This is a genomic window from Nocardioides sp. P4_G4 (genome assembly GCF_056401085.1).
The window spans coordinates 1-14,874 of sequence record NZ_JBFUKA010000049.1 but is presented as its reverse complement, the minus strand read 5'-3'; the positions used below and the strand labels follow the sequence as shown (position 1 = coordinate 14,874).

The window sequence follows — 14,874 nt, the reverse complement described above, 5'->3', positions numbered from 1 at the left end:
GGTGGTCCAGACCAGCCGATCTCGGCCATCCGACGTGGTGCCGGCGCCGAACACGCCACATGGCTCTGTCTCTTCGGCGCACCCTGGACGAGGTTCAGCAGGCCCCGTTCGTCGTGGACGTGTTGCGCAGCGGCGATCGCCTCGCCGCCGCCGCCGGCGAGGGAGGACCGGAATCGGTGCAGCTGCTCGCCGCGGTGATCCACGCGGACGACGAGCTGACCGCGGTGGCGGCCGTGCACGCCCTTGCCCGGGTGTTCGACGACGGGGCCGACGCCGTCCTGTCCGAGCTGCTGTCGCACCCCCGGGCATTCCTGCGCGAGCACGCGAGCTGGGCGCTCAAGGCCAGGCTGCCCCGCCTCGACGCCATCGGGAGGCTGCTGGAGGTCGTCGAGAGCGGTGGGTTCTCCGGCGTCCTCGCCCAGCGCACCCTCGCCCGATGGGCAGTCTCCGCACCGGGGCAGGTCGCGCTCGCCATCGAAGCCGGCCTCGCCGGGGCGGCCGGTCCGGCGATCCGCAGCAGGCTGGTCGAGACCCTCGGTCTGGTGCCCGGTCCGATCGCCGGTCGCGCGCTGCTCCGGCTCGCCGACGACACCGGCGAGCCTCCGAGCGTGCGGCTGACTGCCGTCGCCGCCCTCGGTGACCGCCCGGCCGACGCCGCCACGGTGGCAGCGGTCCGTCACCTCAGCTCGGCCGACGGCGACCTGGGAACCGTCGCCCGACTTGCCGCGATCGACCTGGGCATCGACACCGTCGAGCGTGGCGCGGCGGTGCCTGGTCTGACCGTCGCCCAGCTCTTCCTGCACGCCGACATCGACCGTGACCTCAGCCGGGCGGGCGCCGGTGACAACGGCGGCGTCGCCACGCTGCTGGTCCGGCTGGGCGACGCGCTGGCGACCGAGCCCCACATCGGCCGGGTGCTGACCATCTCCCGCGGCACCGCACGCGCCGCCCTGGACGCGCTGACCCCGGCCGAGGGACACCTGCTGACTCCGGTGCCACTGCTCGCCGAGGCCGCCTCTGCCGCGCAGGCCTGGCCGTCGCGGGTCGCGGCGGAGCGTGGGATCCGCCGCGTGCTGCGGACGCACCGCGCCGACGTGCTGCACCTGCGGATGGCCGAGGTGGGCAGCCTGGCCGCCGCTGAGGTGGCCCGCGAGCTGGGCATCCCCGTGGTGTTCACCCTCGCGCCCGACCCGCACGCCGTCATCCATGCCCTGGACATGACCGGCGACCTGCGCCGGGGCAACTTCGGCGCCAAGGACGAACGCGAGCACTTCTGGTTCCGCGCCCGCCTGGTGCAGCGGCTGGCCGAGAATTCGGCACACATCGTTCTCTTCCCCCGCCCCCAGCTGCAGCACGACATGCGCGAGCTGCTCGGTCTCGACGTGGCCGGGGAGCCCAGTCGGTTCACCGTCGTGCCGGAGGGCGTCGACCTGAGGGTCAGTGCCGCGGCCACCGCCGAGCTGGCGCGGCCCGGATCCCCCGGCCCGGCGCTGGGCGAGCTGGACGCGCTCGTCGCCGCGCTGCCCGAGCACCGCAGGCGGCTGCCGCTGGCGGTCAGCGTGGGGCGCCTGCACCGCGTCAAGGGGATGGCGACCCTGGTCGAGGCATGGGCCGGCGATGCAGACCTGGCCGAGCGGTGCAACCTGCTGATCGTCGGCGGCGACCTCGCCGATCCCTCCCCGGACGAGCGTGAGCAGCTCGACCTGATCGCCGAGCTGCTGACGCGGTTCCCCGGGGCGGCTGCAGGCCTGATGATGCCGGGTCACCGTCCCAACGACGTGGTGGCGGTCTGGCTGGCGGCGGCGCGGGCTGGAAGGGCAGGCGGCATCGCCCCGGGCGGGGTGTACGTGTGCAGCAGCCTCAAGGAGGAGTTCGGCCTGGCGCTGTTGGAGGCCTTGGCCTCTGGGCTGGTGGTCGTGGGGCCGGCGGCCGGCGGACCGGCCACCTACATCGACGACGGGGTGACCGGCGTACTCGTCGACACTCGCCGCCCGGACGAGGTGGCGCGCGCGATGCGGGCCGCGTTCGGCCTCGCCACCGCGCCGGGCCAGGCCGAGCGGGTGGACCGGGCCCTGGAGCGGGTCCGCGCCGACTTCACCGTGCAGGCCATGGCCGGACGGCTGGGCGCGATCTACGCCGACGCCGCCCGCACGGCGGGCCGCTCGTGACACGGTGGCCGGCATGACCCTGTTGGTGATCAGTCCCGACTACGCGTCACACCTGCTTCCGTTGGCCACTCTCGCGACGGCCTGGCGGGACGCCGGCGAGTCGGTGGTGGTGGCAACCGGCCCTGCGACCGCCGACATCGTCGCCGGGTTCGGCTTCGACCGTGCTGACCTGGTGCTGGGCCGGGGCTCGAATCCCGGTGTCATCCGGGCCGAGCAGCAGCCACCCGGCGAGGACGCCGCGCTCCGTGGCTTCTTCGCCGCCACCCGCCACGGCATGGTGGCGACGTTGCGCTACCAGGCCGAGGCACGTCGCACCGATCTGCTGTGGGAGCCGGTGGACCGGGCCCGGGCCGTCCTGGACGTGGTCGATCGGGTGGATCCCGACCAGGTGATCGTCGACCACCTGGCCTTCAGCGCCCGCCTCGCGCTGGGAGTGGCCGGCGTCCCGCATGCCGACGTCGTGCTCGGCCACCCCTCCGCGCTGCCGGTCGGCGACGAGGTGTACGGCTACCCGACTGCCTGGCCGGCCGCCTTCACCGCCCCGGAGTCCAACCTCGCCGCCCTGCACCGGCTGTGCCGCGAGGTCCGGGACGCCTTCACTGCGGAGTGGAACGCCGCGCTGCGCGTGCTGGCACCCGGTGCCACGCCGTCGGCGGACGCGTTCGCCGAGCACGGTGACCTGCTGATGCTGAACTACCCGGGGGCTCTGCACGACCCGGCGCGCACCGCGTTGCTGCCACCGCACGCGTTCCTCGGCTCCGCCGTGCGGGCCGAACCGGCGGACGACGACGTCCGGGACTGGCTCGCGGCCGACGACCAGCCGGTGGTCTACGTCAGCTTCGGCAGCTTCCTCTCGGCACGCGGGGACGTGCTGGCGACGGTGCTGGACGCGCTGCGCCCGCTCGGCCTTCGGGTCGCGGTGGCGACCGGTTCCGCCACCGGCCTGCCGGACGTCCCGCCGGAGTGGCTGGTGCGTCCCTACCTGCCGCAGGTCGCCCTGCTGGACCGAACGGCGGTGCTGGTCACGCATGGCGGCAACAACAGCGTGACGGAGGCACTCACCGCCGGGGTGCCGATGGTGGTGCTGCCGTTCTCCACCGACCAGTTCGCGGGGGCGGCGGCGATCGAGGCCGCCGGACTCGGAACGGCGCTCGACCCGAACGTGGCCACGTCCGCGGACCTGGCTGCCGCCGTGCGCGGCGTCCTCGACGGTCCCGCGCCGCAGCTGGCCCGCGCGATCGGCGAGGGGCTACGCCGGGCCCCGGGCCGCGACGTGGCCCGCGCGGCCCTGCTCGCCTGAGCCGAGGAACGCGCGGTGCCGCGTGAGCCGCGCACAACGTCCTCGCGCGGTCACGGCTGGGCCGCAGTCCGAGCGATGGCTGCTGAGAGTGGCACATGCTCTCGAGCGTCCCGGGCGGCACGCCTGAGCAGGCGGGAGGCCACGGTGCCGCGACGCTGCCGCAGCGCCACTTGCGCAGCACGCCACCGGCAGTACGCCGCGTCATGCGGCCGCGTGAGGTCGTCCCACGCCGTCGCGGCCGCCGTCCAGCCCTCGACTGTCTGCTCGCCGCTCAGCCTCCCGGTCTCGGCGTGCCATGTCAGTCTCCACGCAGGCCCGTCGACGGGCGACCGTTCCTTGCCGAACGGATCGGTCGAGCAGGAGGCGAGGAGGGACGCGAGGACTGTCGTCGCGCGTACGTCGCCACGGTCGGCCGCAATGCGTGCTGCCCGTGCCAGAGCAGGTCCGAGCTCGCGGGCCGCCTCGGTGGGCGCCGCCTCCCGGATGACGCTGACCAGCCGGCGGAAGGTGTCGTCCGTGTGGCCGGTCCACAGGTCCACCTCCGCCAGGCTGTACTCGGTCTCGATGCGGTCCTCGAGACCCCACCAGGGGTCCTCCTCCAGCACAGCGGCCAGCGCCGACGCGTCCCCCAGGTGTCCGCGCAGAGTCTCGAGCACCACGCGTTCGCAGGACAGGACGTTTCCGGTGCCGGCGCTGCGAGGGGACTGCTCGAGGAATTCCCACGCGCGCTGCACCTGACCGGCACGACGCATGGCCAGCGCCACGTTGTAGCGAAGCACCGTCACCGCGTAGGTGTCCAGGCCCCAGGAATCGGCGGCCTCGAGGCCCCGTCGGGCCGCCCGTACGACGTCCTCGACGTTCCCGGCAGTGATCAGCAGGATGTCGGCGGACAAGCCCGCCAGCAGGACGTCGCCCCGTGGGTCCGGCCCCGGGACGACCAGCTCAGCCGCCACCCGGACACCACGCAACGCCGCGTCGCGCTCTCCGCGCTTCGCGTCGATCCATGCCTTCTGGATCACCATCCGCCGGTACCACCCTGGATCGTCCAGGGCGGCCGCCACCTCGACGCCGCGATCGGCCGCCGCCTCCGACTCGGCGTACCGTCCCACCTTGCGCAGCGCCAGGGTCCACACGAACAGTGCACGGACGTGGCCCTGACACGGCGGCACCGACGCGTAGGCCGCCAGTGCCCGGCGTACGAGATCGAGCCCCCGTTCGAGGTCGTCGGTCTCGGTGAGCAGGTCTCCGGCTCGTTGCCACAGCTCGGCTGCTTCGAGGGGAGGAAGGCTGGATGCCAGGGTCAGGGCGTCCTGCACCAGAGCCGTCGCGCGTTCCCGATCGAGGCCGCCGATGAGGTCCAGAGCCGCCACCAGGGCCTGGTACCGACGAACGGGCGGGTCACCGACGGTCTCGATGTCCTTCGGCCAGAGCTCGAGCGCGCGCGCCCACTGGTCCACCTCGTGCCGCAACGCGAAGCGCTCGTGGGCGCTCGCCGCCGCCCGGAGGCGCCATCGGAGCTCTTGCTCCGGGTTCTCGGCCGCCGCCCAGTGTGCTGCCACCTCTGCCGGCACCGGGGTCTTCGAGAGACCGAGTGCCTGCGCGAGGCTCTCGTGCTGTGCTCTGGCCTCTCCGGGCACCAGGCGACGTCGGATCGCTTCCGCCAGGAGGGGGTGACGCAGCATCACCGTCGAGTCGGCCGTGTCGGCCAGGAGATGGCGACCCGCGAGTGTGTGCAGCACCTCCGTCACCTCGTCGGCGCTCAGCCCGGACGCCGCTGCCACGACGTCACTGGTGAGCGGACGATCTGCCACACCGAGGGCGCGCGCCAACCTCCAGGTGGTGCCGGTGAGCTCACCAAGGCGGGCGTCCAGGAGATCACTCAACAGCTCTGGCCCGCCGCCGACGGAGACACCGTCCCGCGCGGCGAGCTGCTCGGTGAACAGGGGCAACCCGAGCGAGCGGGTGTAGATGGCGAGCGCTTCGGTCGGAGACGGGTCGCGCCCGAGGAGCATGGCGAGCTGGTCGCTCGTCTCGCCCTCGTCCAAGGGCGACAGCGTCAACGTGGTCACGGGCACCAGGCGGCGAATGCGGTTGAACCACTCCACGCTCGGGCGAGCCGTGTCCGGGTCATCGAGGCGCCAGGTACCCAGCAGACGAACCGGTCCCCGCACGACCAGGTGCTCCACCAGGTCGAGGGTCGCGGTGTCGGACCAGTGCAGGTCCTCGAGCACGATGGACACATCCCGCCGGTGCGCGAGCGCCATGAGCACGGATCGCACGGCGACGGCGAGGTGCGTCATCGAGCTCTCCGCGCGTCCCTCGATCGTGTGCTGCGCCAGCTCCGGGAGGAGCCCTCCCAGTGTCCCGCGGACCCACGCCGGGCATTCGGCCACGGCGTCCTCCAGCCACCGTCCGCCGTCGGACTCGTGCACCTTCCGCAGTGCGTCCGCCACAGGCATGAGAGGCACGGACGAGGAGAGTGGTAGACACGCGCCCGGTGCGACGAAGGCGTCAGTCCCCGAGGATGCCGCCGCCAGGAGCCGCGTCTTGCCCATGCCCGCTTCGCCCATCACCAGGAGCAGTCCGGTGCCCGTCTCGAGGTGGCTGCGTGCGACGGCGAGCTCGGCGGTGCGTCCGGCGATGTGGGTCGTCCACGCAGGTGTGTTCCCGGTCGGGGTGGTGGCGGCCAGCCAGAGCCTGTGGAAGCGCCGCGTGTCACCCACCATGGCCTCCACCAACAGCTCGACGGTCCCCCAGGCGGGGATGACCGGCGTCGAGAAGGCTTTGGAGACGGTGGTGTGAGAGATACCGGCCGCACGCGCCAGGACACGCAGGGAGGGCCAGCCGGCGCGGTGGTGAAGGACGTGGAGCTCCTCGACCAGGTCGCGGTGCGGTCCGGGTGGCAGGTCGGGAAAAGGCAGGGCAGCCAAGTGACACCTCCCGTCGCCGCGGAGCCGGCACGTCCGGGCCTCCGCTCCGCGGGCGTTGCCCACAGTGTGGCGACTTTCCTCGCGCACGCCTAGGTGGTGATGCCCGGGCACGGTGGTCGAGAATTGTGTGACAACACGGTCTGACACCGCGGCACACCAGGCACCTGCAACAGGGGCGCAGAACGAGAGCCGCCCCGACGGGTGTCAGGACGGCTCTCGTTCAAGAGGGCTGGATCTCGGCGGTGGTGCCACCTAGACCGGCATTGTGTGTGGAGCTGGCGGGAATCGAACCCGCGTCCTCGAGCGTCGAACCAGGTCTTCTCCGGGTGCAGTCGGTGTTGTCGCTTTTCTCGGCCCCGGCGCTCGCACAGACACGTCGCCGACAGGCCCAGTCAGGATGAAGTCCCGGCCACCCCTCCTGACAGAGAGTGGCCAGCAAGTCCTCTAGATGAGGCCTGGGTCCGGGACGAGGACAGGTGCCCGGTCAGACCCTTCGATCACTGCTCAGGCAGCGAGAGCGAAGTCGTTGCGATTGGTGTTGGCAACTATGGTTTTGCAGCGATCGTTAACGAGATGACGCTGCCTTCTCGACCCGCTTCCCCTGGGACTAACGTCCCAAGTCGAAACCGATCAGCCCCTCTTGAGTTGTGTCGTGCGGTCGTGCGGATTCAGTCTACGGGTCAACGCCGACAGACGCCGCATGCATTCCCCTGGGGCCGTCGGCGAGCGTCTCAGGAGTTGCCACGGTCGAGCTCCGCAACCTCGTCGAGGACCTTCTTCGTGGTGGTCAGTCCCAGGCGCCGATCGGTCGCCACGGACGCCAGGCTCCCGAGGTCCATGCCGAGCTCGAGGTCGCGCGGGTCGCCGTCGATCGTCGGACCGCTGAGGCGCACGACGACGTCCTCGTCCTCGCGCCGGTCGATGACGTAGACGACGCCCGGGTCCTCCTCCGGCTCGAGCTCCTGCCAGCCGAGCAGCACCTGGTGCCCGTCGTACTCCTCCTGCACGGACTCGTCGAAGAAGCTCGGGTCGGCACAGACCAGCGGGCTGTCGCTCGTCGGCGCGACGACCACATCGATCGACAGCCTCCCGAAGCGCATCGTGGCGCCCGGGGACTCCTGCCCGATCTCGCGGGTGAAGACGTCCCACCGTCCCCCGACCCATCCCGGCAGCCTACGGGCGCCCGGACGTCTCAGCCGATGAGCGCGTGGCCGTTGTCCCAGCAGACGGCGCGCAGCCAGTCGTCGCCGAGGTCGAGCCTGCCGAGCGCCTCGAGCTGGTGCGCGTACGGGTAGGGGATGTTCGGGAAGTCGGAGCCGAGCAGCACCTTGCCGGCCAGCCCGAGGTCACGCAGCCGGGGCAGCAACGCCTCGGGGTAGACCCCGCCCATCTCGGAGAAGAAGTCGGTGAAGGCCATCGTGGTGTCGAGCGCCACCCGCTCGTGCCCCTCGGCCAGGGCGAGGAACTCGGCGTACTCCGGGCCGCCGGCGTGGGCGATGACCAGCCGCAGCCGCGGGTGCCGGGCCAGCAGCGCGGCCACCGGGCCGGGGCCCGTGTGCTCGGTGGCGACCGGGCCGCTGCCCGCGTGCAGCACGACCGGCGTACCTGCCTCGGCCACCAGCCCCCACGCCCGGTCCAGCAGCGGGTCGGTGACGTCGAAGCCGCCGACCTGCACGTGCACCTTGAAGACCTCGACCGAGTCCAGCCGGGCGGCGACGTACGACGCCGCGGACTCCTCGGGGAAGAAGGTGCCGCACACGGCGGCCTCGGGCACCCCGGCCGCGAAGCCCGCCGCCCAGTCGTTGAGCCAGTCGGCCATCCCCGGCCTGTGCGCGTAGGGCAGGGCGGTGAAGCGGGCGATGCCCATCGAGCGCAGCACCTCGACCAGGGCCTCGTCGCTGTCGCGGTACTGCAGCGGCCACGGCCGTCCGATGAGCGGCCCGGCGGCGTCGAACTGGGCGCGCACCTTGGCCAGCACCGGCGGCGGCAGGAAGTGGGTGTGGACGTCGACGAGGCCCGGCAGCCCGAGGGCCGCCGTCCACTCCCGCACCGTCTCGTCGGCGGGAGGGACCATCAGTCGGTGTGGCCCTTGAGCCGCCGCTGGACGGCCTGCTCCTTCTCCCGGTTGGCCTGGCGCTCGGCCAGGGAGTGACGCTTGTCGTACTCCTTCTTGCCCTTGGCCAGCGCGATCTCGACCTTGGCCCGACCGTCCTTGAAGTAGAGCGAGAGCGGGATGATCGTGAAGCCCTTGTCGCCGACCTTGCGCTCGAGCTTCGTGATCTCGGCCCGGTTCAGCAGCAGCTTGCGCTTGCGGCGGGCGGCGTGGTTGGTCCAGGTGCCCTGCGCGTACTCCGGGATGTGGACGCCGTGCAGCCACACCTCGCCGTTGTCGAGGTCGACGAAGCCGTCGACCAGGCTCGCGCGCCCGGCGCGCAGCGACTTCACCTCGGTCCCCTGGAGCACCATGCCGGCCTCGAAGGTGTCCTCGATGAGGTAGTCGTGACGCGCCTTCTTGTTCTGCGCGATCAACCGGTTGCGCTGGTCCTTCGCGGTCTCCTTGGCCATGACGTCATTCTCTCAGCCACCCGCAACCGGGAAGGCATCCGCGGTGGGTCAGAACCAGTTCTCGGGGTCCACGGCCGTGCCGTTGGCCATCACCGTGAAGTGCAGGTGGCAGGCGGTAGACCAGCCGGTGTCACCGACATACCCGATGACCTGACCGCGCTGGACCTGGGCGCCGGTGCCGACGGTGTAGCTGCTGGCGTGGTTGTAGATGGTGGCGATGCCGGTGCCCCGCAGGACGCCGTCGTCGACGATCAGCCGGTGGCCGTAGACGTCGCTCCAGTACGACGACACCACCCGGCCCGAGGCGGCCGCATGGATGGGCTGCCCGCACCCGCCCCCGAAGTCCGTGCCGTCGTGCAGGCCCCAGTAGCCGTAGATCGGGTGGACCCGCCAGCCGAACGGCGAGGTGACCCCGCCCGCGACCGGCATCATCAGGCTGCCACCGCCGCTCGGGACGCTGCGACCGTGAGCGGCCTGGGCGGCGGCCTTGGCACGCGCCCGGCGCAGCGCCGCGGCGGCCCGCTTGCGCAGCATCTCCTCGATGCGGTCGGCCTCGCGCTCCAGCTCCTTGAGCTGACGCAGGTCGGCGGCCTTGGCCTTGGTGGCCTCGGAGCGGGCCGAGGACCGCTCACCGACCAGGGCGAYGACCGAGGCCTTGGCCGTCTCGGCCTCCGACTCGAGCTGCTGCTTGACGACGAGGTTGTCGGCCGCCTGCTGGCGTTTGACCGCGACGTCGTCGCGAGCCTCCGCGACCTGGCGCTCGTGCACCTCCAGCAGCACCTTGGCCGCGTGGAGGGCGTCGAAGGCGCGCGACTCGCGCCCGACGATCACGTCGCGCACCTCGTCGTGCCGGGTCAGGTCGTCGGTGGAGGCCGACTCGAGCATCGAGGAGAAGGCGAGCAGCTGCGGGTCGCCCTCCATGTAGATGTCGGAGACGGTGCTGGCGACCTTGTCGGCCTGCTCGTCCATGCTCTGGCGGCCGGCGACGAGCTCGGCCTCGGCGGTGGCCAGGTCGGCCTCCGCCTGGGCGAGCGCCGCCTGCATCTCGGCGTCGCGCTCAGCGGCGACCGCGACCCGGCCGCGGGCCGTGGCCAGCTCGTTGCGGGCGGTGGCCAGCTGGGACCGGGCCTCCTCGAGCCGCTCGCTGGCGGCGCGCAGCCGCTTGCTGGAGTGGTCGAGGTCGTCGTGCGCATGGTCGATGCTCTTCTCGACCTTGTGCTGCTTGTCCTTGAGGTCGTCGCTGTTGAGGACCTGGGCGGACGCGTAGGGGAYGGAGACGGTGCCCACCACGAGGGCAGCAGCGGCGGACGCTGCGGCCATGCGGCGGCGGGCGGTACGGGGGAAGGAACGCACCGGAAGCCTTTGGTTGTTCGGGGAAGAGAACGGACCGAAGGTAACCCGCGCGGATCAGACTTTGAGGTATTTGCGGGTCAGCACGAGTGTCGGGAGCAGCGTGAGCAACGGCCCGAGGATCGCGACGGCGACCAGCGCGACGACGTACTCCGGCATCCCGATCCACGGCATGAACTTCAGCTGGTCATTTCCGCGCTGCTCGATGCCGAAGTACATGAAGGCTCCGAGCGCCCCGGCGGCCAGCACCACGCCGATGAACGCGGTCACCAGCGCCTCCAGCAGGAAGGGCAACGCGATGTAGAGCGTCGAGGCACCCACCAGCCGCATGATGCCGATCTCCTTGCGTCGGGCGAAGGCCGCCAGCCGGATGGTGTTGCCGACCAGCAGCAGGGCGGCGAAGACGAGAAAGCCGGCCGTCCCGAGGGCCACCCACTGCAGCATGTTGATCGAGCCGATGATGGGCGCGATCACCTTGCGCATGTCGCGCACCTGCGAGACGCCGTCGAGGCCTTCGACGGCACTGGTGATGCCCTGGAACTCCTCGGGGTCCTTGAGCTCGATCCACAACGACTCGGGGAGGTCCTCGGCCGTGGCCGCGGGGTTGGGGCCCTCGAAGCGCTCGGGACCGAGCAGCTCCTTGACCTTCTCGAAGGCCACCTCCTTGCTCTCGAAGTGGTAGTCCGCGACCTCGGGGTTGTCCTGGACGACCTGCTCGATCTCGGTGCGCTGGGCGTCGGTGACCTCACCCGCACAGGCCGGGTTCCCGTCGTCGGCGCGGCACAGGAACACCGTGATCTGGAGYTGGCTGCCCCAGTGGTCGGCGGCCTTGGTGGCCTGCTGGTTGAAGAGGACCCCGAGGCCGACGAGGGTCAGCGACACGAACAACGTCAGGACCACCGCGAGGTGCATCGAGAGGTTGCGGCGCAGGCCCTGGCCGAGCTCGGAGAAGACGTAGCGAAGCTGCATGTGTCTCTTTCAGTTGGGCAGAGAGTCAGTTCTGGAAGCCGTAGACGCCCTGGGCCTGGTCGCGCACGACGCGACCGTCCTCGAGCTCGATGACCCGCTTGCGCATCTGGTCGACGATCCCGGCGTCGTGGGTGGCCATGACCACCGTGGTCCCGGTGCGGTTGATGCGGTCGAGGAGCTTCATGATGCCCACCGAGGTGGTGGGGTCCAGGTTGCCGGTGGGCTCGTCGGCGATGAGGATCATCGGCCGGTTGACGAAGGCGCGCGCGATCGCGACGCGCTGCTGCTCGCCGCCGGACAGCTCGTCGGGCATCCGGTCGCCCTTGCCGTCCAGGCCGACCATCTCGAGGGTCTCGGGGACCAGCTCGGCGATGTCGCTGCGGGAGCGGCCGATGACCTGGAGCGCGAAGGCGACGTTCTCGCTGACCGTCTTGTTGGGGAGCAGCCGGAAGTCCTGGAAGACCGTCCCGATGTCGCGACGCAGCCGCGGCACCTTCCAGCTGGCCAGCCGGTTGATCTCCTTGCCGGCGACGTAGACGCGTCCCGAGGTGGGGCGGTACTCACGCAGCACGAGGCGCAGGAAGGTCGACTTGCCCGAGCCGGAGGAGCCCACGAGGAAGACGAACTCCCCCTTCTCCACGTCGACCGACACCTGGTCGAGCGCCGCATGGGGGTGGCCGGGATAGGTCTTGGTGACCTGGTCGAAGCGAATCACGCATGCGAGGCTACGCGCCGCGGCCCAACGCCTCCGATTCGGCGCACCGGACGCGTGGCGGGGTGGACGGAGGTCACATCTAGGGTGACGACGTGAGCAGCCGACGTCGTACGACGCCCCGCCCGCGCCGCGGTCGGGTGCCGGTCGCACTGCTGGGGATCGTCGCCGTCGTGGTGACGGCGCTGGCCATCGTGCTGGGCCGCGCCGTCCTGGTCGACGGGCCGCCCGAGGAGCCCGCCGTCGCCCCCACTCCCGCACCGGGCGCCACGGCCACTCCCCTGGCCGACTACGACCGCGAGGAGCTGACCCTCGTGCGGGCGCCCTTCTGCGGGCGCATCTCGGCGGAGTCCGCCGCCCTGGCGATGGGCGTGGACGCGGCCGACGACCCGGTCGCCTGGCGCCCCGGGATGAAGGTGCCCGGCACCGAGGCGATCGCCAACGAGTGGGGCTGCTCGGTCGGTGCCGGTTCGGTCGGGGCCGGCGACGTCACCGCATCGGCGTGGGTCTTCGCCACCCCGGTGGGCGAGACCCGGGCGCGCGAGTGGGTCCGGGCGGCGGGCCGCGGGGACTGCACGCGCAAGGACGTCCCCGAGATCGGCGCCCCCGGGGTGGTCGTCACCTGCCCGGACGGGCGCGGCAAGCACACGACGTACGAGGGGCTCGTCGGCGACACGTGGCTGGCCTGCAGGATGACCGGCACCGGCGATGCCGGGCGGGTCGGCCGCTGGTGCGTCGTGGCGCTCGAGGCCCTGCGCGCCGACTGAGGCGCGCGTCTCATCGTCCGCGCGTCGGCGTGCACTCGTGTCCTCAATGTGTATTACTTTGGTCGACTTAGTCGTATTCAAGAGGAGAAGACATGCACTCCCCCATCCGTTCGAGGCGCACGCGCCTCGCCCCTGGCCTCGTCCCCGTCGCCGGCCTCGTCCTCGCCCTGACCAGCCTCGTGGGCTGCGGCGCCGAGGCGCAGGGCCCTCGCCTCGAGCTGTCGGCCGCCGTGCCCGACGAGGTGCCGGACGGCACCGTCCTGCGGGTCGGCGACCCGGCCACCCAGGTCGCCCTCGAGGCCTCCGGGCTGGACGACGAGCTGGACGTCGACGTCGAGTGGGCCAACATCACCGGCGGCCCCAAGACCCTCGAGGCGTTCCGCGCCGACGCCATCGACGTCGGCTCCGTCGCGGACATCCCGCCGCTCTTCGCCCAGTGGACCGGTACCGACGTCAAGATCATCGCCGCTCGCGAGACGGTCGACCCGCTGGACCACCCGACGTACGAGCTCGGGGTCGCTCCCGGCGTCGAGGTCTCGGGCCTCGACGACCTCAAGGGCAAGTCCATCGCCTACAGCCCCGGTCAGGCGCAGGGCGCCCTCGTGCTGCGTGTGCTCGCCAAGGCCGGGCTGACCCAGGACGACGTCGAGCTGGTCGAGATGGCCAGCGTCGACGACGCCTACGTCCTGGCCCTGGGCAGCAAGCAGGTCGACGTCGCGCCGCTGGGCCAGTCGCTGGTCGGCAGCTACCTCGCCAAGTACGAGGAGGACGGCGGCAGCACCATCAAGCCGGGGGTGCGCGACGACGCGTGGACGCTCTACACCCCGACCAGCGTGCTGCAGGACGCCGACAAGGCGGCGGCCCTGCAGGACTACGTCGAGGTCTGGGCCGAGGCCCAGCAGTGGATCTCCGAGCACCCCGACGAGTTCGCCCAGGCCTACTACGTCGACCACGAGGGCCTGTCCCCCGAGGACGCGACGCGGATCACCGAGGCGCTCGGCGAGTTCGAGGTGCCGACCAGCTGGGACGACGTCATTGCCCGGCACCAGGAGACCGCGGACCTGCTCGCCGAGGAGCAGGACCACGAGGAGCTCGACGTCGCCGACCTCTACGACCGCCGCTACGAGAAGGCCATCGCCACCGCCCTCGGGGCCGGGCAGTGACCGCGGTCGCCGAGCGGCCCGCGACCAGGGCGGCGTACGACGAGCGCGTGCTACGCCCCCGGCTGCGTCCGGGACGACGCATCCGGCTGGGGTTCTGGATCGGACCGGTCGTCCTGCTCGCGGCCTGGTGCCTCGGCTCCGCCACGGGCCTCCTCGACGAGCGCACCCTCACCGCCCCGTGGACCGTGGTGTCCACCGCCGGCGACCTCGTCGCCTCGGGACGCCTGCAGGAGAGCATCGCCACGTCCGCGGTGCGCGCCGTCCTCGGACTGGCCCTCGGCGTGGTCGTCGGCACGGTGCTCGCGGTCGCCGCGGGCCTGTCGCGGGTCGGCGAGTCGCTCATCGACGGACCCGTCCAGGTCAAGCGCTCCATCCCGAGCCTGGCGCTGATCCCGCTGCTCATCCTGTGGCTGGGCATCGGCGAGCCGATGAAGGTCATCACCATCGCCCTCGGCGTCCTCGTGCCCGTCTACATCCACACCCACAACGGCCTGCGCGGCATCGACGAGCGGTACGGCGAGCTGGCCGAGACCGTGGGCATCTCGCGGTGGGAGTTCGTCCGCTCGGTCGTGCTCCCGGGGGCGATGCCCGGCTTCCTGCTCGGGCTGCGCTTCGCAGTCACCTCGGCCCTGCTGGCCCTGGTGGTCGTCGAGCAGGTCAACGCGACGAGCGGGATCGGCCACATGATCACGCTCGCCTCCAACTACGGGCAGACCGACGTGATCGTCGTCGGCCTCGTGGTCTACGCGGTGCTCGGCCTCGTCGCCGACTCCGCGGTCCGTCTCATCGAAAGGAAGGCGCTCACATGGCGACGCACGCTGGAAGGCTGAACGACCCCCAGGGATCCGGGACGTCCGGGTCCACGGCGGTCCGGGTCCGCGACCTCCACCGCAGCTTCAACGAGGCGGGCGGGGTCCTCAACGGGCTCGACCTCGACATCCCGGCCGGGG

General features: G+C 71.8%; 12 protein-coding genes and 1 other RNA gene. 5 read left to right on the top strand and 8 right to left on the bottom strand.

What is annotated here, in order from left to right:
* The first annotated feature begins 59 nt into the window (after nt 1-59).
* Both AC1DQF_RS12700 and AC1DQF_RS12695 read left to right on the top strand, forming a co-directional pair.
* Nucleotides 60-2,168, top strand: a complete 2,109-nt coding sequence (locus AC1DQF_RS12700) for a glycosyltransferase (RefSeq protein ID WP_477525582.1) — start codon at nt 60-62, stop codon at nt 2,166-2,168.
* A gap of 13 nt (nt 2,169-2,181) precedes the next feature.
* Entirely contained in the window at nt 2,182-3,468 is a 1,287-nt protein-coding gene (locus AC1DQF_RS12695) for a glycosyltransferase (RefSeq protein WP_477525581.1), read from the top strand.
* Between the two features lie 50 nt (nt 3,469-3,518).
* Here the strand turns inward: AC1DQF_RS12695 and AC1DQF_RS12690 are convergent, their stop codons facing one another.
* The 8 genes from AC1DQF_RS12690 to ftsE all read right to left on the bottom strand — a co-directional run bounded on the left by AC1DQF_RS12690 (nt 3,519) and on the right by ftsE (nt 11,997).
* Nucleotides 3,519-6,398 carry an ATP-binding protein gene (locus tag AC1DQF_RS12690; RefSeq protein WP_477525580.1) on the bottom strand — a complete coding sequence of 960 codons (2,880 nt, stop codon included), beginning with the start codon at nt 6,396-6,398 and terminating at the stop codon, nt 3,519-3,521.
* A gap of 267 nt (nt 6,399-6,665) precedes the next feature.
* Nucleotides 6,666-7,036: a transfer-messenger RNA gene (gene ssrA / locus AC1DQF_RS12685) on the bottom strand.
* Nucleotides 7,037-7,129: 93 nt separating this feature from the next.
* Complete coding sequence (locus AC1DQF_RS12680; RefSeq protein WP_477525579.1) at nt 7,130-7,498, bottom strand: hypothetical protein; 369 nt, start codon at nt 7,496-7,498, stop codon at nt 7,130-7,132.
* A gap of 92 nt (nt 7,499-7,590) precedes the next feature.
* Nucleotides 7,591-8,472 (bottom strand): amidohydrolase family protein, encoded by an 882-nt coding sequence (locus AC1DQF_RS12675; protein ID WP_477525578.1) that lies wholly within the window; start codon nt 8,470-8,472, stop codon nt 7,591-7,593.
* On the bottom strand, nt 8,472-8,963 hold the full coding sequence (gene smpB, locus AC1DQF_RS12670) for an SsrA-binding protein SmpB (protein WP_457208409.1): 492 nt from the start codon (nt 8,961-8,963) through the stop codon (nt 8,472-8,474). The genes AC1DQF_RS12675 and smpB overlap by 1 nt, the downstream gene beginning before the upstream one ends.
* A gap of 48 nt (nt 8,964-9,011) precedes the next feature.
* A complete protein-coding gene (locus tag AC1DQF_RS12665) occupies nt 9,012-10,283 on the bottom strand; it encodes a murein hydrolase activator EnvC family protein (protein ID WP_477525577.1) in 1,272 nt (423 codons plus the stop codon).
* Nucleotides 10,284-10,370: 87 nt separating this feature from the next.
* Complete coding sequence (gene ftsX, locus AC1DQF_RS12660) at nt 10,371-11,282, bottom strand: permease-like cell division protein FtsX (RefSeq protein ID WP_477525576.1); 912 nt, start codon at nt 11,280-11,282, stop codon at nt 10,371-10,373.
* Nucleotides 11,283-11,307: 25 nt separating this feature from the next.
* Nucleotides 11,308-11,997 (bottom strand): cell division ATP-binding protein FtsE, encoded by a 690-nt coding sequence (gene ftsE, locus AC1DQF_RS12655; RefSeq protein WP_477525575.1) that lies wholly within the window; start codon nt 11,995-11,997, stop codon nt 11,308-11,310.
* 92 nt (nt 11,998-12,089) lie between these two features.
* Here ftsE and AC1DQF_RS12650 point away from each other — a divergent pair, with 92 nt between their 5' ends.
* The 3 genes from AC1DQF_RS12650 to AC1DQF_RS12640 all read left to right on the top strand — a co-directional run bounded on the left by AC1DQF_RS12650 (nt 12,090) and on the right by AC1DQF_RS12640 (nt 14,754).
* Nucleotides 12,090-12,761: a hypothetical protein gene (locus tag AC1DQF_RS12650; RefSeq protein ID WP_477525574.1), complete on the top strand. Its 672-nt coding sequence runs from the start codon at nt 12,090-12,092 to the stop codon at nt 12,759-12,761.
* Between the two features lie 92 nt (nt 12,762-12,853).
* Nucleotides 12,854-13,924, top strand: a complete 1,071-nt coding sequence (locus tag AC1DQF_RS12645) for an ABC transporter substrate-binding protein (RefSeq protein ID WP_477525573.1) — start codon at nt 12,854-12,856, stop codon at nt 13,922-13,924.
* A complete protein-coding gene (locus AC1DQF_RS12640) occupies nt 13,921-14,754 on the top strand; it encodes an ABC transporter permease (protein WP_477525572.1) in 834 nt (277 codons plus the stop codon). The genes AC1DQF_RS12645 and AC1DQF_RS12640 overlap by 4 nt, the downstream gene beginning before the upstream one ends.
* Nucleotides 14,755-14,874 lie beyond the last annotated feature (120 nt).

Bases quoted from the DNA above. Each gene is read 5' to 3' on its own strand.
- AC1DQF_RS12645 (WP_477525573.1), top strand. From the start codon at position 12,854: ATGCACTCCCCCATCCGTTCGAGGCGCACGCGCCTCGCCCCTGGCCTC.
- smpB (WP_457208409.1), bottom strand. From the start codon at position 8,963: ATGGCCAAGGAGACCGCGAAGGACCAGCGCAACCGGTTGATCGCGCAG.
- AC1DQF_RS12695 (WP_477525581.1), top strand. From the start codon at position 2,182: ATGACCCTGTTGGTGATCAGTCCCGACTACGCGTCACACCTGCTTCCG.
- AC1DQF_RS12680 (WP_477525579.1), bottom strand. From the start codon at position 7,498: ATGCGCTTCGGGAGGCTGTCGATCGATGTGGTCGTCGCGCCGACGAGC.
- AC1DQF_RS12675 (WP_477525578.1), bottom strand. From the start codon at position 8,472: ATGGTCCCTCCCGCCGACGAGACGGTGCGGGAGTGGACGGCGGCCCTC.
- AC1DQF_RS12700 (WP_477525582.1), top strand. From the start codon at position 60: ATGGCTCTGTCTCTTCGGCGCACCCTGGACGAGGTTCAGCAGGCCCCG.